The following is a 17,442-nucleotide window of genomic DNA, read 5'->3' on the forward strand; positions in this document are numbered from 1 at the left end:
CACTTGATTCGCTTACCAGAAACTGGTTTAATCAAAGACAGAACTTACATATTCAACATACGGATCATACATATAAAATACGGTAAAATGCGGTTATACGAGAATTCAAATGGCTTGTTCTTCATTTATGGGGAGGTATACAAATGAGATGGAAGCAACCTGCTAAACTTGGTTTACTGGCTATGGCTCTAGGCTGTACTGCCATTGGCGCAATAATCACACCTTCAACAACACTGGCTGCATCTGTCCCCGCTTCCAAAGCGGTGTATCATCAATTCCAAACCTATCGAACAGAAGCATTAAAATCCACAGAAAGTCTGGTTAAAGCGCGTAAATACCTGATGAATCATATCGATAAAGTCAGCCCTTGGCAGGCCACATTAATGACGCTGCAACTTGAGAACATGCAGAACGTGAAATTGGCTGATATGGATTACCAAATGTATACGGAACAATTTCAACAGACCATATCTCAAGCCCATGAACAGCTTGGTTACGAACAGAAGCTTACATATAGTCGTCTGCTCAAAGAAATTAAAAATCCGACCGTGAAGAAACTTCTGCAGGAAGCTTCAGATCTCGGGTTCAAACTGGAAACCAGTGAAGGCTTGTATTACCCCATCATCAATTATGAGATATATCAAAAGTTCAAGCCTTTTGTTAAGGCTGATATTGCTGCATACATTGATATTATGGCTACCGAGTCCAACCAAATGACGACTTCAGATGGTGGCATTATCATCTCTTGGAACGAATTAATCCAGCGTGCTTTGGAGAAAGAAGTCTTTTTGAACAACTTCCCGAATTCCAATCGCACATCAGCAGTGAAGCAAGGCTTATTTGTGGATTATCTCTTTTACGGAAGTGACAATACACCTGCTTATGATTGGTACACGGATGAAGAAATTCGCACCATGGACCCTGAGGTGAAACAGGCTTACGAGAAAACTTTGGCTAAACGGGAGCCCAATACGCAGAGTGTTCTTCTGGACACTATGGAAAAGATTTTACTGGTACTCAATCGGAACAATGATGAGCTTACACCTGAAGTCAGAGCAATCATTGAACCTGTTCAACAACAATTTGCCCGTGAATGATCGGATGCTGAATCGCAAAATGTGAATGCCAAAAAAGCGGCAGTCCCCGAGACAGAGGTTGCCGCTTTTAAGTTCACATATCAAGTCCCTACGTTTGGATCAAAGAGTTGAAGTGTCTATTGATGTAAGTTTGTTTGGATTTACGACGAGATACACACCCTCAATCCGCTCTCCGGAAGCGTCCAACTCCAAACAGAGTACCTCGGACAACTGCCCTTCTTTCATCAACGCGAGTTGAAGTTCGCCATTAATCCACATCGGTACCCATTCCCTTTCACGCAATCGCGTAAGGACTCGCCGTGAGGTCAGGAGTGCTAGCACACCTTTGTGAACGTTCATTGTTCTCATAACCGTATGCACAACGCCACCGCCATCTGCTGTAAATACAGGCTGATCCGCCAATAACTCCAGCATGGCAGAGACGTCATAACGAAGGAAAGCCGTTGTAAAACGGCTCAGCAATTCACCTTTGGCTATCATATCCGCATCACTCTGCTCGATCGGCGGAAGTCTTTCAGGCAGATTTCGTCTGGCGCGGCTAAAGATTTGACGGCAGTTACTCTCCGTTTTGCCCAGCCAATCCGCTATTTCGGAATAATCATATCGGAACGCTTCACGAAGGACAAAAACAGCCCGTTCCATGGGCGATAGACGCTCCAACATGACCAGATAGGCGTAGGAGATTAGCTCTTTTTTCTCCATCGTTTCCTCTGGCATGTTCGCCTCTTCACTGTCACCCATCGGCTCTGGCAGCCACTCACCAACATAACTTTCCCGCTGATTACGGGCGGAATTTAGCAGATTCAAACTTCGGTTCACAATCAATCTGGCGATGTAGGACTTGGGATTACGAATATCCTGAGCAGACGTGCTCTGAATCCCCGCAAAGCAATCCTGCACAATATCTTCAGCTTCTACCACACTGCCCAACATGCGGTAAGCTATTGAAAATGCATATTTTTTATAACGAATATACAACTCACCAACATCCAGAGAAGACACATCTGGCTCATTGGCGTGGAGATTGGAATTCATAAGAATGGCCCCCTCTGGCATGGTGCGTGTATTTTAGTTAAAGCAACCCGGATACATCCCAGTTGTGATCGCAATCCGGTTCCAGTTATTAATCGTGTTAATGGCCAGGATCAGATCCACCAGTTCGGATTCACTGAAATGTTCACGAACCTTATCGTACAAAGTAAGTGGTACACCGTGTTCCGAGATTCGGGTCACCGCTTCAGCCAGCTCCAGCATAACACGTTCTTGATCCGTGAAGAAAGCCACTTCACGCCACACACTCAGCAATAAAATATGATCCGCATAATCTCCCAGTTTCATCAGATCTTTGGCATGCATATCGAGACAAAAGGCGCAGCCATTAATCTGGGACACTCGGATTTTTAACAGCTCATACAATACTTTATTTTCAAATTGCCCGGATATATATTGCTCCATCGCCATCATCGCTTTAAAAGCACCTGGACTCACTGCTCTGTAATTCGTTCTTAAATTCATTTCTCATTCGCCTCCGTCATTTGGTTTACATACTGTAGACAAATGACGGCCGGGATCTGTGACATTCTTTGCGAAAATCTTTTTATGCTCACAAGGATGTCAGCTCAACTAACGAATATTCACACTGAAATTCTGATGGCAGGACAACCTCCATGGAGTCAATAATCAGTAATGGAAAAACATACTGAAAGGTTGTTCTCTTTTTACAATTAACATCTAACGTAAGAAAAATCCGCGTTTTCCCGTATTCATGTACGGTTTTTACTGTACCGTTTGTGATTTCAACCAAAAGTATGTTGGATATATTGATACTTTGACCAAAAGAGTAGTAACATACGGCTAATCAAGTAACCTTTTCTGACATAAAAAAAAGAATCGTTTATTCATATCGGCAAGGAGTGTTTAATATGATAACTTCCAACGCAAACCATAATGTGACGTCCGAATTGCCTAGAGGGTGTACGTTCACTGCTGAAGACTGGCATGTATTATCCCAATATTGGTACCCGGTAGCCCAAGCAACCGAAGTAACAGACAAACCCCTGGCTGCTCAATTACTGGATGTGAAGCTGGTTCTCTATCGCAGTAATGATCAGATTGTGGTAGCCAAGGATCTTTGTTTTCACCGCGGGGCTCCACTTAGCAAAGGCTGGGTTGAAAATGGCGAGATTGTCTGCCCTTATCACGGTTTTCGTTATAATTGTGAAGGAAAATGTACCGTAGTTCCTGCGCACCCAAGTTCCAAGATCTCGCCTAAGCTCAAACTTATCGTGTATCCGGCAGTCGAACGTTATGGCTTGATCTGGACCACTTTAGCGGGAACGGAAGAACAGATCCCCTCCTTCCCTGGATGGGATGATCCGGATTATATCAATATTTTGCCACCCAACTTTGACATTGCTGGTTCCTCTGGACGACAAATGGAGGGTTTCCTGGATGTATCCCATTTTGCCTATGTGCATACCGAAACGTTTGGTGATCGAAACAACACAGAAGTCCCCCAATACAAAGTAAAACGCGAAGGTAATGAGTTACTGGCCGAGTATTGGAGTACGGTGAGTAACTATGGCAAAGGGCAAGATCTTGTTGCACCTGAAGGTTTCCAATGGCTGCGCGAGTTTCGGGTTTTTCCACCCTTTGCGGCTTCTCTTACGGTACATTTCCCAGGAGACGACAAGCTAAATATTCTGAATTGTGCTTCGCCGATCTCTGCCCGTTATACACGTTTATTCTGTCCAATCACACGCAACTTTGACAAAGATGCTCCGATTGAAGACACAATCAAGTTCAACTTGCAGGTATTTGAAGAAGACCGCGAGATGGTCGAGTCACAGAAACCGGAGGATCTGCCCCTTGATCTGCATGCCGAGGCCCATATTCCCGCAGACCGTACTTCGATTGCTTATCGTCAATTGTTAACGGAGCTTGGCTTGGGACGAAATTACACATCGTAAATTAAATCATATATAAGTTCAACTAATGAATATATTTACACTGGCACTCCGATGGCAGAATAACTTTAGATCGCTGTTATCCCCAGATTTTTTTATTCCATTTTTTCATAGGGAAAATCCGGTGATAAACGCGAACGCTGCGCTTCTTCAAGTTATTTCTGCCCTCTCCGTTATCGTGTAAATGTTTAGTTGAACATATATAGATGTTCTACAACCTCAGGCAAGCTGTCAATGATGGATGTCAGCGCCTAAAAAGTCTTGAAGTACTATCCTGCGGTCTCTGGGGAATGGGTTGAAAATTTTCTTAGGAACTCAGGACATCTTATTTGGCCTCTAGGTCCTCATTTAAAATTGTAAGGAACATCAGACACTTTACTTCTCAAAATCCCCCCATAAAAACATTTCATACGGCTGTTTATTTTGATATAAGGTGTCTCAGATTCTTTAGATTTCTAGGCACGCTTCAAATCCTTGATTAAGACGCCTTCGATTCGTTAGCGCTTCATACTTCGCTCTAAACATGTTCAGGTATGCATCTGCTTTCAGCAGGTTTGAAGACACCTTTAATCAAAAAAGAAGCGTTCCTTTGCGGACGCTTCTTTTGCTGTACCTAATTTAACTGAAATACTTATGTGTATTAGATAGACCTCGCCTCAGGAACGTTATCTTTCCTCTTGATTATTCGTATTCACAGGAAGCTCTCTATAGTACGGACAGCCCGGCTCATGAATAATACGTGGATCAACCCAAGTGCCCCAGTACGGAAGACGGTTCACGTAAGGTTGCATATTTGGCTGCATGTTGGGTTGTGTGTTTGGTTGCATGTTGGGTTGTGTGTTTGGTTGTGTGTTTGGTTGCATGTTTGGCTGTACATTAGGTTGTACATTCGGCATTACGTAAGGCTGATGATTCACATTTGGAGCACTGTTAGAGGCAGGGGCAGTTGAAGCCAGGCAATCTGCCGGCGGGCCAATAATCACTGTTTTTTGGATGGGGGCGAGCGCTTCTTGAATTTTTGTCTCGTCCAGACAGTACGTATGAGCCAGAACATTCGCAGGGGTAAGACGCAAGATGTCTGAGCCAAATATCGCTTCAGGCACAGGTGCATCGAAGATCGCCAGTAAGTGCGTATGATCTACAGTAGCCATTTCATAGTGCCACCAACCTTGAGGTACATTAGCCACCTGCCCTGGAGTAATCGGGAAATGAAGCAATTCATTGGTGAACGGATTAATGAGGGACACGACGGCCGAACCGCTGATGCAGTATACCAGTTCAGTTGCATTCTGATGAATGTGTGGTTCAACCACATTGCCAGTGCTGAGGAAAATATCCAATAAAGAAGTATTGCCCAATGTGTTTAACTGTTTGATGGAAAGTGCGTTAATATAGTTGTTCTCGTCCTTTTTGAATAACGGATTTTTGCTCAAATCGTAAGTAAATTCGGTGGTTGGTAAAGTAAAATCCATGTATGAGGTAGCCAAAATAAAACGCCTGCCCTTCGCTCTCGGTTTAGGTCATAACCTATATGCCAGCTTATGCCCAGCGCCCAGATACGTGAGCCCATTTCCGCCAAGTTTCCTCGCATAACAAACATCCCTGACTCGGACATCCGAACAGGGCTCTATTTGTTACATGTTCTTTTTCATTTCCCAGACTTCTTCCCAATGGGTACCAAATGGGATATTCATTAAATCTACATACTCCAGCCAGTGCATTCTTGTGACAACATCCGGAGTTCCCTCAATCAGTGCATTGGTCACCAGTAAAGCACGCAGATTCTTCAGTTTTTCCAACTCCGGAGGGAGTTCACGTATACCAGAATATACTATCTCCAGATACTTCAGCTCACTTAATTCACCAATCTCAGGCGGGATACAATTTAATCCCAACTCAGTTTGTGGCTTGGGCCTCCAACCAGGTGCAGATTCAAAAGGACTGCCACAATAAATTCTTAACTCTTGAAGTTGCTTCAGTTTCCCGATCTCTGCCGGAATACGTTCCAGATCCAGCGTTGTAATGACCAATCTTTCCAATGAAGTAAGTTCAAACAGACCTGCTGGGAGGGAGTACAGATTCTGCTCAAAAATCGTCAACTCCTTCAAGTGCTTCAACTCCCGAATTCGTTCAGGAAGCTCACTTAAACCATGTAAGCTGATATCCAGCTTATCGGTCTGATGCCTGATCGCATCGTCCAGAAGATGGTCAATTTCCTTATGACGGTCCAAATCAAAGAACAACCCCGGAATCCGCTCCATAAGTTCACTCGCTTCTTTGTATGTAATCCTCATGCCGTACATATGCTCATGGGCAACAGAGAAAAAATAATCATTTCCGTCTTCTGTCATAAAGCAAAGATCGTCCGGCAATGACGGGTAACACCAATCATGAAAACGGTTGGCTTCTTCTTTGAGCACTTGACCCGATTCCGGAGTACAGCGATATGTATAATAGATGCCTTCGGAATAATAGGCTCCGCTTTTCAGCATCATCTCTTCCATCGTAGTACGTTCCACAAGATAGGGCTTCAATCTCTCTAACACACGAACTACTTCCGGTATCTCGTTCTCTTCGTACCTCTTTCTGTCTATTAGCATAAAACGATCTGCCTTCTCGATCAATTCGTCAATCAACAGTTCATAGGCAGTTCCTCTTGGGTCAGTGTGAAAAGCTACGGCCACCCTATATTTCCCCCTTCATATTTATATTCATAATTTCAATCTGCTGTATCATCTGAAACCACTGTGGCATAGGCTGATATCATCAATCCAGTCATTGGAGGCTTATTACATGGCATACGGCCCTGGTTCAGTTTCATCCCCGCAACCTGCGGGTTATCCTTACCCTTATTATCCACCACCTCCGCCACCCTCACCGTATCCTTACCCTTATCCCTATCCATACCCACCCATCGTTCCTGTTCCACTGCCATTTCCGATCGGTGGTCCTTGGTGGCATGGTGGCTATCCAGGAGGCGGTTATCCGGGCGGTGGCTATCCCGGTGGACACCCTGGTCATTTCCCAGGAGGTGGCTATCCAGGCGGACCTCATGGAGGCGGGCCGGGTGGTCCAGGTGGACACGGAGGACCTCCAGGTGGAGGATTTCATGGACATCGTTTCTTCCAGTGGTAATCATTAGACTCATTCAAAGTACTTGTTCAGATAAAGGAGCTGCTTCGGCAGCTTCTTTATTATTGAAGGAATTGTCTAATCGTGCAGGACTTTTAATACGTGATCTCATCCATCATCTTCAAATTACGGTTCGACATAACGAGCAGATCAGTGAAAGTAGACGTTAGGAAATAAACAAAGTCCGGATCGTGTACATACATAATAATCTGCCCATACGTCCCTTCCTCCGTTGGATCAAAATCGAGCATCAGATACAGTGAACCTCCCGCGATTGTTGCAAAAGGAATCCATTGTTTGTGGAACAGGTATGGCTTGATCTCCGGGTCCAGCTGGCTGATCTCTTCGGCAGAATAATACTCTTCAAGCTTCTCATCCACTTCACAGAAGTATTGTTTGGTCTCTCGAATCTCTTCCAATGACATCAGATAAAAGGGTGTACATCTGCCCGTCTCGGCATCACCCGAGTACAGCACATGCAACCCGTAGCCACTGCCGTCTTTCCTTTGGTAAAAGGCACGAAAATCGCCAGGCAGCCGGACGCCATACTCCTTTTCGAATAGATCCAGACTTTCCTCGGATGCACCTTCCCGCTGTTGATATTCTTCAAACAATTGCCGAATCTCTTGATCCTGTATTCTCTCATCTAACAAGTGATTCAGCTCGTCCATTAGCACGTTTAATGATACATTCGGCTCCAATCTCACCACACCTCCCCTACCTCAGTTCTTCTCTTCTTGTAGATACTGATGATATTCCCAAAACGCTTCTTCCTCTCCGCCGCCTTCAATTAGAATCATGACTGCGTAAGATAACAAATTAAGCCATTGTTCCATCAATGTCACCTGTTCGTCGGAAATGAGGTTGTTGCTGCGAAGCATGCCTTCGGGTTCAACGGCCCAAGCACGGGCCATATGAGTAATTCCCCATAGACATGCCATGACTTCCCGATCCAGTGAAGGCCGTGCAAGTTCGGACGCCAGAACACGCAGTATCTCCATCAACTCATGAAAATTCTCCTTAATCAAATGTCCACGGAAAGGCCGCAGACTGCCAATAAAACCGTTCTCCATCTTGGGATGACTCAGATCATCATAAGAAAAGGAGTGACATTTTAATAACGTTACAGCCTCTTCACGTTCCATCCCTTCACCCCTTTGCAGGTTGTAATACGACCTTACCAGCGAAGAGGTTCTTCTCCACGCCACAACACATACCGCTCCAACTCACGAAGAGTGCCTGTACCGATCCCGTACTCGTCCATTTCTTTGGAACGAAGATCCAGCACATGCAGCATGCCACCATACGTGCCAACTGCAAGTTTGGACTGCTCAGGGGATACAGCGAGAGAATAGATCGTACTTCCCACAAAATGACGCCATACTTCCTTACCCTCGCCATTTACACAATACAGATAACCATATGCATCCCCAAGCACCATTCCCGCCTCTATTTCCACCGTTGCATACACTCGTGTATTCTCATCCATGACCGGCCAATCTTCCTTCGTTTCGTTACCTGCGATAGATTCCAGCGGAACCTGTATCGTTACCCCGTTATAGAAATGACATGCGTTAAACCAGACGGTTTGGTTATCACTGGTGAATGCCGCATAATGAGGGTAGCTCGATTCTGGATAGAGAGGGTATGTCTTGCTCAGCCGACGGTCCATCACCATATGATTGCTTCCTTGGCTGCCATAGGCAATCCATCGACCATCCCGTGATACAGCTGCATGTCCCATATCTATCTGTGTATCCTCTAGCTCATACTCTTCGATCTCTGCCAGATCGGGATGAAGCAAGGTCACCTGTGCTTGTGTGACGAGATATATCCCGTATCTTGAATGTATGAGTAGTGCTTTGCCTTCATCGATAGGGATAAGTCCTTCAAGTGTCCGTTCGGGATGCTCACAGTCCGCAAGTGATTCAATCCGAGGTAATGCCGACTGTATCCGGGCTTGAATATCTTCCCATTGATATGTTGCTATCTCCTGTCCTTCCAACTTGCGATCTGGCTGACGAATGATACGAATCCCATCCGGTCCTGCAAGCGCAAAGTCAAGTCCATCCGATGAGCAACCTGCAAAAGTATATGGAGAGATCAACTGCCATCCGTGCTGATCCATCGTATATATCTGACTATTCTCCGTGAAAATCCCCGTATTACATACAATCGTTTCCTCGTTCAGATAACCTACAACTTTGACCGCTTGCATGGAAGCCTGAAACGCCTCGTTCAATGGCCACGTCGCTGCGGGTAGCTCATGTCGAAGCACCTCCACATCACCATGGAGATTGGCCTGTCTCACCATATGGAATACTTCAGTACTCATTCCGCTTCTGGAGTCTACCTCCAACTCGGATTCATCCGGTTGCTCTCCCTGCATACTTCTCCGGACAAATGCATTGACATCCCTTGCATAACGCTTGCCTTCATTGCGCCATTGTTCCGCAATGTCTTCCTTTAACCAACTCATAGGTGTCCCTCCACTCTGCCCCTATTCATATGCCGTACAATGATGTGCCTGCAAGAACATACTGATTTCGTTATCCGTCGCCTCCTCCGCACCATTCTTTTCTTCATAGAACAGGGCAACTTCTCTCCCAGCTGCATAGTTAAATCGTAAATATCCTCCCATCGACACCATGAACATCTTGCACATGTACTCATTCTCCAACACAGCATCCCAATTAAATTCTGTTTTGCATGTATCGGCGAGTTCCTTCATGGAGCTTCCCTGTTCTGTCCCTGAAAAATGGTAAAACGTATGTTTCCGCAGCTCATTCCACGGTTCAAAGTATAGTGGCGTTATCGGTTTATCCTGATGGTAATACCCACAATAGATCCGGTCCAACGTTTCACCAAATTCAGTCTCCGAGCATGTCCATAAGGTGATATTCTCATCATGACGTGGTAGCCACAGCAGCCCCTCAACTTCCGGATGAACAGCAAGGAAATCTCCATCTACAGAACTGCCGATGGAGATGCACTGTTCAAGTTGATGCTGACTTATAGGCGAATCATCCGTATGTATCCAAAAATCATATTCCACAAAAGGCTTCAACACTTCCGAGTCAGGTCTCTGCACATTCATCCAACCCGTGTATGTACCTTCCCCGTATTGCTCAATCCAGGTGCGGTATGATAAAGGTAGCGAGATGCCGTGCTGTTGTTCAAAGTGATCCAGTTCCTCTGTTGGAACCGGCTTAAGTACACGGGATACAATATACATTTTTCGACATCTCCCATCTCAGTTTGGTTCATTCGTTTACAGGATCTAAGCCAATTCTTCCTGTACAATTTCAGTCCATACTCCTTTACGATTCAGAATGCGAATGGCAAAGGCATCATATCCATCACGCTTGACCTGATCAAAATGCATGAGTTCTCCCGTGATCAGTTCATATGCACCATTTTCATCTACATCTTCGCCAAACTCGTCATCCCAAGGCACATTGTAGTAGGCCGTCAACTCAACTTTAAAGATGTCCTCTCCTTCAACATCCAGGTAAGGACGAAGGGGTCTGTCATGTAGTGCTTCTTCCGAATAGGTCTCACATAACATGGCATCATATCCGTGCTTGGCGGTATCAATGAGCAGATAGCGCTCACCCGTGACCGTATGCTCCGCATATACAAGAAGCGGTGTCGAATCATGCCAGGTAATCAGATCATCTTCGGTCAAGTCACCATAATAAAAAATATGGAATTTATCATGACCATCACTCGTTTGAAGTTTGCCTTTCCATTCCACTTCATCGGACTTTATGTCCTCTTCTTTCCTAATTAATCCTTCCAGATAAACAGGTCCGTGTTGTACACCATACTCATTCATCGTCTCGCCTCCGATTTGTTCATTCGAATGGTAACCACTTTGTGATCCTCATCCACCGTCAGTTTCACATCGATATTTAACTTGTCGCGAAATAACGCCGTAATATTAATATAAGGATCGCGAACAGCTTCACCGCCGCCACCATTCGTAGAACGGCTCATTCCCTGATGAATAATGGATTCCACCAGCTGTTTATCTCCCTTGCCGGTGTTATTGTAGGTGTAGATCACCTGCCCATCCTGATCATACAGATTCAAAACCGTTGTAAAATCGTTGGCGTTCTCATACTGCCTCTCGGTCTGCACATAGTTGTGATCTGTTCGTTGATAGTTTAAAGTACCAGCCAGATACGGATTGTCCCCGCCGGGCTTCACATCATATTCCTGATAGGCCAGATTAAACAGGTATTGGAGATGACTCATGTCGATCCGGTAATAAAACTGACGGTTATCTTCCTCTTTGTCCATCGCTGCAAAACTGTTAATCAGTGGCCAGGCTTCATAGGACTTCCCATTAACATCAACGGCGAGAGCATAGTCAGATAATACTGTCTCTTTTTGAAATACACCAAATGTCTGTAAAATAAAATAAGCCGGAATCATCAACATACCCAGAATGACTGCAAAAATAGTAAGTTTAACTCGTAGTTTCATATCTTCTCTCCTTGCGGCTTTAACGCTTCATCTTCAATTCCATTCTCATCCAGTCTTGTGCTGAAGCTTCGACAGTGTACGAACAACCACATCCCTGTTCTTCGCATCTTTGATATAAGCCGGAATACTATGTGAAGCCGTTCGTATAGGCATATTTCCGTATTTCACACGCAGATCTGCGGAGACATAAGCGATGAGATAATTCAGATGTTCCCGATTCACAGCCCATATTATTTTTCCTCTGAACTCATCCAGGAAGTATAATTCCAGCCCGAACACAGGATCTTTCCCTGCACAAATCTCGGAAAAACACCTTTGGTATGTCGGCTTGGCGTGTAATTCAATCTGATTCACAGAACCACAATGCGGACATTCCACATACGTTGATCGGTGAGACGTCTTCTTCTCGTCTGTGACTTCCACGTTGAACCAGCGTTCACATACAGCACAATTCCCCTTGGCTTTATATTGATATACTGGTTCTTCAAAAGCTTGAGCGTAACATTCGAAACACTTCCATCCCAGTTGATCATTCCGTTGTTCAATCCAAGCGTGTCCACCGCATTTGGGACATTTTACATCAATCCGCTCGCCCCGTCGAAGAACCGAATAGAAACTGTACTTATATGCACCTTCATCTTCGAAACGTTTCATCCTGTATCCACCCTTCTCCCTGAAACTATGACACACACTGCGTTAGAATACTCAACATTTACCAATCCATCTCTCTAAAATTATATGAAACTCCGTTCCACAGCACAAGAATGGAAGACAGATTGTTGGAAATGCCTCTAATACGACATACCCAAGTGTGTGCCTCATCACACCTGTCCCCACCTCAATAACGTAATCTATAACTAAATAACTACTGAAATGAAAGAAAACCTGCTTTTTAGATTGTGAAAAACATCACTTGAGTAAAGGTTGTGCAACTATGTTCTCCTTACTGAATGTATATAAATGGTCACTTGTATTCGCTATATTCACAGCAACGCTCTCTCACTGTAGTTCAACTGATACGGTTAAACCTGTTCACCACGATGAAGTCTCCTCCTCCTCCTCTGCGGTCAGTCAACCCCCGGTGGACCCGATCATTCGCAGAGAAGATACTACGGTATATATTGAAATGACGGCCCAGGTTACAGATATCGAAATCTCCGAAGGAGTGATTTACAACGCTTGGACATTTAATGGTACCGTCCCCGGACCCGTCCTAAGAGTGACCGAGGGAGATACATTGGTGTTCACGTTAAAAAATAAAGATTCCAGCCTGCCTCACTCCATGGATTTTCACGCTGTACATGCTGCTCCAAGCAGCAAATTTATTGATGTCATGCCAGGCGAGGAAGGCACGTTCACCTACTCAACCTCCTCACCAGGTGTATTCATGTATCACTGTGGAACCAAACCGGTTCTTGCCCATATCGCAAACGGGATGTACGGCATGATTATTGTTGAACCCAAGGCTGGATATCCTTCCGATCACTTGGTTGATCGTGAGTATACCCTTGTTCAGAGTGAATGGTACAAAGAACATGATTACGAGGCCTTTTTGAACGGGGAACCGGAATATGTCGTATTTAACGGTAATGACTATGGATTAGTAAAACATCCCCTGTTAGCCAAAGTAGGAGATACGATGCGAATCTATGTCAGTAATGCCGGACCCAATGAAGTCTCATCCTTCCACGTTGTAGGTACCATTATGGACCGTGTGTATACCGATGGGAATCCACGCAACATCCAGTATGGAATACAGACGGTTATGCTTCCCGCAAGTGGTGGAGCTGTCGTAGAGTTCACCGTGACCGAAGAAGGTGATTATGCGATTGTAACCCATCAGTTCAACCATGTAGCCAAAGGCGCTGCCGCTGTTCTGCGTGTGACCAAGGATGGTACTGATCATGGTGGACCCGCGATGTCTCACTGAGACATGACAATAGATAATGGCTATACCTATCCTGAACCATTCGAGGTGATTAAACGATGATCTGTACACACGAAGCGAAGGATGCCTGTTTCTCCAAAGTATCTCTGTTCCAGCATCTTGATCCGTCCGAAGCTGCCTTGTTGATCTCCCTTCTGCATACCCGCAAATATAACAAAGGCGAAGTTGTCGTCCAGGAGGGAGAACGCTCAGATACGCTTTATGTGGTTCATCAGGGATGTGTGAAGTTATCCAAATACAATGACAATGGCAAGGAACATATTATTCGGTTTCTGTTTCCCGGTGATTTCTTCGGACAAGATTCCCTGTTACATCAAAAAGCACATACGGCTAACGCCGAAGTTCTGGAGCCTTCGGCCATCTGCTCCATCAACAAACATGACTTTGACCAGTTACTTGAACATGATCCAAAGCTTGCTTATCATTTCCTGCTTGCCATTTCCAAGCTGCTCCGTGAAACAGATGAATGGAATAGCTCGCTTAGTGCGATGACAACGGAACAAAAGATTGCTAAGTTGCTTTTGTATTTCCATACCCGAAATCATGCAAAACATGAGATACGCTTGCCTGTTTTCAAAAAAGATATGGCTCTGTTACTCGGGATTACACCTGAAACACTAAGTCGCAAACTTACCATGATGCAAACTCAGGGTCTGCTTCAGGTTACAGGAAACTGCATCCTTATTCTTCAACTGGAGCAGCTTAGGGAAAAGGTTACTCACTGAACTAAAGATTTGACAATAACACTGAGATGACAGAATAACAGCGTATTTGGACAAGTATTATATTTCACATCAGATGTGAGTATCGTCACAGTGCGGGCTTACGTTAGCGTATACAGTTAAGAAAAGATCTATAGGAGGGTTTTGCGATGAATACGGTTGTTAAATTGGACAAACAGATCATTATGCACAAAATGCAGGAGTTATGTTCACTACTGTTACAAGATGAAGGATACAAAGAGATGCGGGACATGATTGATCAGTTTGCAGCAGATGAACAGGCCACAGCCCAGTATGAGCGTTTTATGGAGAAACATCAGGCACTGGAGGAGAAAGAACGGCAAAATATTGGGTTGCTTGCCTCTGAAATTCAGGTATATGAAGAGGAAGAACGCGCTCTTTATGATCATCCCCTCATTCGACGGTTCATCTATGCACAGCGCGAGTTCAGCCAGCTGCATCAGCAGATCAGTCACTATTTCACGAAATCCGTGGAAATGAACCGTCTACCCGAAGCGAATGAACTGGGTAAAGAGGCTTGCGGGTGTGGAGGAAGTTGTTCCAGCAACCACTAAGATTATCTTTTGTCTGAATAATAAAAAGAGTATCCGATCAGAAACCACTCTGTTCGGATACTCTTTTTATATAGATTTAACTAATATTTACACGACTATGTAGTGGACAGCGATCGGAAGCTTATTCTGTCATCTACAGATCCAACAATAGTGATACGAGCAATCCCATGGATGCAATCAAACCCACGACAGGTCCGCCTTCCTCAAAGGCTTCTGGCATCATCGTCGAGCAGATCATCGCAATGATTCCACCACCTGCAAATGCACCAATTGCTGCACCCATCTCCTCAGGAAGCTGTTCGAGAAACAGATATCCACCCAGAGCTGCAAACGCGGAGATCAGCAATACACTTAACCACATCAACATGATTTTCGCACGACTGTACTTGCTGCCCTGCAATCCAACCGTACTCGACAGACCTTCAGGGATGTTGCTGACAAAAATGGATACCACCAGCACCACACTGACACCGTTGCCGGCCAGCAAGCTGGCTCCAAGCATGATGGATTCCGGGATAGCGTCCATTACTGTGCCTGCAAAGATCCCCAAGCCGCTTTGATTCGAGTCTCCTGACCTGCCCGAGCGTTTACGCCCTGCCCCACCCTTTGCCGAGATTAGCAGGTCAAACAAGGTATACACCACGGCACCTGCCGTAAAACCAATGGCTGTAGGGATAATCCCCCCATCATTCAGCGCATCTCCGAGTAATTCAAAGGTAGCTGCCCCGATTAAAGTACCTGTCCCAAAAGCCATGATCCATCCGATGACTCGTTTAGGAATCTTTAGAAACAGGGCTGCGAGTGCACCAATGACAACCGCTGAGGCAGAGATGCCGCCCCACATGAATGCAGTCCACATCCGGGTCGACCCCTCTCTTGTTCAATAATCTTCTATCATTCCATTAACCCTTGCCGACGAATCAAAAACAATCCTGTGACGTTGTGACCTATATCACCTGCTGTGTTCAAAAATCACGCTATGATGAAATGATGCGGTTTACAACAGAATAGACCAGATCAGGAACTGTACGGCTCCAATAATTTCAATGATACCGACCTTCATAGGACGCAGTGTTCTGCCTGCATATATGAAGGTGCGTACAGCGGAATAGATATACGACAAAGACATCCATGGATATCCGATCACCATCGGTATGATAATTAGAAGGATATGTACCATACGAGTTAGCATCAGCCATCGCTTATTCGTTCGCTCTCGAAAGACTGATTTCACAAAGAACGTACTTCCTGTAAAATGTAAGAAAGAAAACAAAACGACGATTGCCATTCCATAGTCCCAGTGCCCGCCTCCTATGAGATAAGCAGCTGCTCCCCCTAGAGAGAATACCAGCATGGCACACAGGTCATTGGTAAGCGAGCGTTCTACTTTGTGTCTCACATGCCAGATGTTCACCAGCAACAAGCCAGCCAGTACCGGGCCAAAGAATAATAGTGAGATCTGACCCAGAACGGGTGGGATCAGACAGATTAGAGCCACTGTACCGTAGATTGCCGCCCACTTGTAGAGACGATGTCGATTGGCATTCTTTTTCAAAGACTGTAGTAAGGGATACGCGGTTAGATATAATCCAAGCCAAGCTACAAATAAGGGCGCATGCAGCCAGTGCGGACCACTTGCAATCACACCTACCAGAAAAGGCACACTAACCATGACCCAGCCGCCATGTTCATGAGGGATAACGATTGAATGCGTATTGGTCTTCACTTCACAGTTAACCTCCTAGGATTGAATGATATCGAAGTTAGAAATATGAACACAGAGAGGAAAGATTCTCATGAGCAGGGTAAACAAAGATTCAGCAGCGGAGTTTCTACAACAGTTCCCCATCTTTCAGGACCTTAGTCCAGAAGAATTAATGCAGGTCGAAGATATCGCCATTTCCAGAAGCATTCATAAGAAAACGGTCATTTTTAGCGAAGGTAGCGAAAAAGAAGCTGTTTTTTTCATTCGTACCGGCATCGTAAAAGCATATAAAACGGATGAGAACGGACATGAACAGATTGTCTCTTTTCTCAAAACAGGAGATATGTTCCCGCACACCGGCTTTTTTAACGCACACCCCTATCCGGCTACCGCTGAAGCGATTACACCTACCGAATTACTGGCCATACCCGTCAGACTGTTCGAACGTTTAATGCTGAGCACTCCATCGATTGCGATCAAAATCATGCGTGTACTCGGAGACAAAATACGAGAATTACAGGATAAATTGCAGGTACTCTCTGGTCAGGACGTGCGCAACCGCGTGCTCTCCTTCCTTCTCATGCTCGCAGAACAACACGGACAGACGCATGGAGACCAAATTATCATCAACCTGCCCATGACACACCAGGAGTTTGCCAATTCCATTGGTACAACAAGGGAAACAGCGAATCGGCTTCTGAATCAGCTTACAAAAGAGCATTTGATCGAAGTGGATCGCAGCCGAATTATCATTCTTGATTTACAAGCATTGAAGCAACAAAGGGATGCCTGACCGCCCAGCTCTA

The 17,442-nt window shown here is 45.1% G+C and carries 20 protein-coding genes; 7 read left to right on the forward strand and 13 right to left on the reverse strand.

What is annotated here, in order from left to right; all coding sequences use genetic code 11:
- The first annotated feature begins 143 nt into the window (after nucleotides 1-143).
- On the forward strand, nucleotides 144-1,097 hold the full coding sequence (locus AC6CIF_RS17720; protein ID WP_498200771.1) for a hypothetical protein: 954 nt from the start codon (nucleotides 144-146) through the stop codon (nucleotides 1,095-1,097).
- A gap of 99 nt (nucleotides 1,098-1,196) precedes the next feature.
- Here AC6CIF_RS17720 and AC6CIF_RS17725 read toward each other — a convergent pair whose 3' ends face one another.
- Entirely contained in the window at nucleotides 1,197-2,132 is a 936-nt protein-coding gene (locus AC6CIF_RS17725) for a sigma-70 family RNA polymerase sigma factor (RefSeq protein WP_498200772.1), read from the reverse strand.
- A gap of 33 nt (nucleotides 2,133-2,165) precedes the next feature.
- Complete coding sequence (locus AC6CIF_RS17730; RefSeq protein ID WP_498200774.1) at nucleotides 2,166-2,612, reverse strand: carboxymuconolactone decarboxylase family protein; 447 nt, start codon at nucleotides 2,610-2,612, stop codon at nucleotides 2,166-2,168.
- Nucleotides 2,613-3,019: 407 nt separating this feature from the next.
- Between AC6CIF_RS17730 and AC6CIF_RS17735 the strand changes: the two genes are divergently transcribed.
- The gene (locus tag AC6CIF_RS17735; RefSeq protein ID WP_498200776.1) at nucleotides 3,020-4,066 is read left to right on the forward strand and encodes a Rieske 2Fe-2S domain-containing protein; all 1,047 of its coding nucleotides are present in this window, start codon (nucleotides 3,020-3,022) and stop codon (nucleotides 4,064-4,066) included.
- A 662-nt stretch (nucleotides 4,067-4,728) separates the two neighbouring features.
- On the opposite strand, the gene AC6CIF_RS17740 is transcribed toward AC6CIF_RS17735, so the two are convergent.
- Both AC6CIF_RS17740 and AC6CIF_RS17745 read right to left on the reverse strand, forming a co-directional pair.
- A complete protein-coding gene (locus AC6CIF_RS17740) occupies nucleotides 4,729-5,550 on the reverse strand; it encodes a cupin domain-containing protein (RefSeq protein ID WP_498200778.1) in 822 nt (273 codons plus the stop codon).
- Nucleotides 5,551-5,697: 147 nt separating this feature from the next.
- Nucleotides 5,698-6,747 carry a leucine-rich repeat domain-containing protein gene (locus AC6CIF_RS17745; protein ID WP_498200780.1) on the reverse strand — a complete coding sequence of 350 codons (1,050 nt, stop codon included), beginning with the start codon at nucleotides 6,745-6,747 and terminating at the stop codon, nucleotides 5,698-5,700.
- Nucleotides 6,748-6,856: 109 nt separating this feature from the next.
- Here AC6CIF_RS17745 and AC6CIF_RS17750 point away from each other — a divergent pair, with 109 nt between their 5' ends.
- The gene (locus tag AC6CIF_RS17750; RefSeq protein ID WP_498200782.1) at nucleotides 6,857-7,198 is read left to right on the forward strand and encodes a hypothetical protein; all 342 of its coding nucleotides are present in this window, start codon (nucleotides 6,857-6,859) and stop codon (nucleotides 7,196-7,198) included.
- Between the two features lie 92 nt (nucleotides 7,199-7,290).
- On the opposite strand, the gene AC6CIF_RS17755 is transcribed toward AC6CIF_RS17750, so the two are convergent.
- The 7 genes from AC6CIF_RS17755 to AC6CIF_RS17785 are packed head-to-tail and all read right to left on the reverse strand — an operon-like array spanning nucleotide 7,291 to nucleotide 12,340.
- A complete protein-coding gene (locus AC6CIF_RS17755; RefSeq protein WP_498200783.1) occupies nucleotides 7,291-7,896 on the reverse strand; it encodes an SMI1/KNR4 family protein in 606 nt (201 codons plus the stop codon).
- 21 nt (nucleotides 7,897-7,917) lie between these two features.
- A complete protein-coding gene (locus tag AC6CIF_RS17760) occupies nucleotides 7,918-8,340 on the reverse strand; it encodes a hypothetical protein (RefSeq protein ID WP_036672886.1) in 423 nt (140 codons plus the stop codon).
- Between the two features lie 32 nt (nucleotides 8,341-8,372).
- Nucleotides 8,373-9,674, reverse strand: coding sequence for a hypothetical protein (locus AC6CIF_RS17765; RefSeq protein ID WP_498200784.1), 1,302 nt, complete (start codon nucleotides 9,672-9,674; stop codon nucleotides 8,373-8,375).
- 21 nt (nucleotides 9,675-9,695) lie between these two features.
- Nucleotides 9,696-10,430, reverse strand: a complete 735-nt coding sequence (locus tag AC6CIF_RS17770; RefSeq protein WP_076210013.1) for an SMI1/KNR4 family protein — start codon at nucleotides 10,428-10,430, stop codon at nucleotides 9,696-9,698.
- Between the two features lie 45 nt (nucleotides 10,431-10,475).
- Nucleotides 10,476-11,033, reverse strand: coding sequence for a hypothetical protein (locus AC6CIF_RS17775; RefSeq protein ID WP_076210012.1), 558 nt, complete (start codon nucleotides 11,031-11,033; stop codon nucleotides 10,476-10,478).
- Nucleotides 11,030-11,686, reverse strand: a complete 657-nt coding sequence (locus tag AC6CIF_RS17780) for a hypothetical protein (RefSeq protein ID WP_076210011.1) — start codon at nucleotides 11,684-11,686, stop codon at nucleotides 11,030-11,032. Before AC6CIF_RS17780 ends, AC6CIF_RS17775 begins: the two co-directional genes overlap by 4 nt.
- Before the next feature lie 45 nt (nucleotides 11,687-11,731).
- Nucleotides 11,732-12,340, reverse strand: a complete 609-nt coding sequence (locus tag AC6CIF_RS17785) for a hypothetical protein (protein ID WP_498200785.1) — start codon at nucleotides 12,338-12,340, stop codon at nucleotides 11,732-11,734.
- A gap of 280 nt (nucleotides 12,341-12,620) precedes the next feature.
- On the opposite strand from AC6CIF_RS17785, the gene AC6CIF_RS17790 reads away from it, so the two are divergent.
- The 3 genes from AC6CIF_RS17790 to AC6CIF_RS17800 all read left to right on the forward strand — a co-directional run bounded on the left by AC6CIF_RS17790 (nucleotide 12,621) and on the right by AC6CIF_RS17800 (nucleotide 14,931).
- A complete protein-coding gene (locus AC6CIF_RS17790) occupies nucleotides 12,621-13,616 on the forward strand; it encodes a multicopper oxidase domain-containing protein (protein WP_498200786.1) in 996 nt (331 codons plus the stop codon).
- 56 nt (nucleotides 13,617-13,672) lie between these two features.
- Nucleotides 13,673-14,359 (forward strand): Crp/Fnr family transcriptional regulator, encoded by a 687-nt coding sequence (locus AC6CIF_RS17795; protein WP_498200787.1) that lies wholly within the window; start codon nucleotides 13,673-13,675, stop codon nucleotides 14,357-14,359.
- A 146-nt stretch (nucleotides 14,360-14,505) separates the two neighbouring features.
- Nucleotides 14,506-14,931 carry a YlbF/YmcA family competence regulator gene (locus AC6CIF_RS17800; protein WP_498200788.1) on the forward strand — a complete coding sequence of 142 codons (426 nt, stop codon included), beginning with the start codon at nucleotides 14,506-14,508 and terminating at the stop codon, nucleotides 14,929-14,931.
- Between the two features lie 133 nt (nucleotides 14,932-15,064).
- On the opposite strand, the gene AC6CIF_RS17805 is transcribed toward AC6CIF_RS17800, so the two are convergent.
- Nucleotides 15,065-15,790 (reverse strand): ZIP family metal transporter, encoded by a 726-nt coding sequence (locus AC6CIF_RS17805; RefSeq protein WP_076210006.1) that lies wholly within the window; start codon nucleotides 15,788-15,790, stop codon nucleotides 15,065-15,067.
- A gap of 138 nt (nucleotides 15,791-15,928) precedes the next feature.
- Nucleotides 15,929-16,657: a YwiC-like family protein gene (locus AC6CIF_RS17810; protein WP_498200789.1), complete on the reverse strand. Its 729-nt coding sequence runs from the start codon at nucleotides 16,655-16,657 to the stop codon at nucleotides 15,929-15,931.
- Nucleotides 16,658-16,727: 70 nt separating this feature from the next.
- On the opposite strand from AC6CIF_RS17810, the gene AC6CIF_RS17815 reads away from it, so the two are divergent.
- Nucleotides 16,728-17,429, forward strand: a complete 702-nt coding sequence (locus tag AC6CIF_RS17815; protein ID WP_076210005.1) for a Crp/Fnr family transcriptional regulator — start codon at nucleotides 16,728-16,730, stop codon at nucleotides 17,427-17,429.
- The last annotated feature ends 13 nt before the right edge of the window (nucleotides 17,430-17,442 follow it).

Source organism: Paenibacillus sp. GQ49 (genome assembly GCF_059759055.1).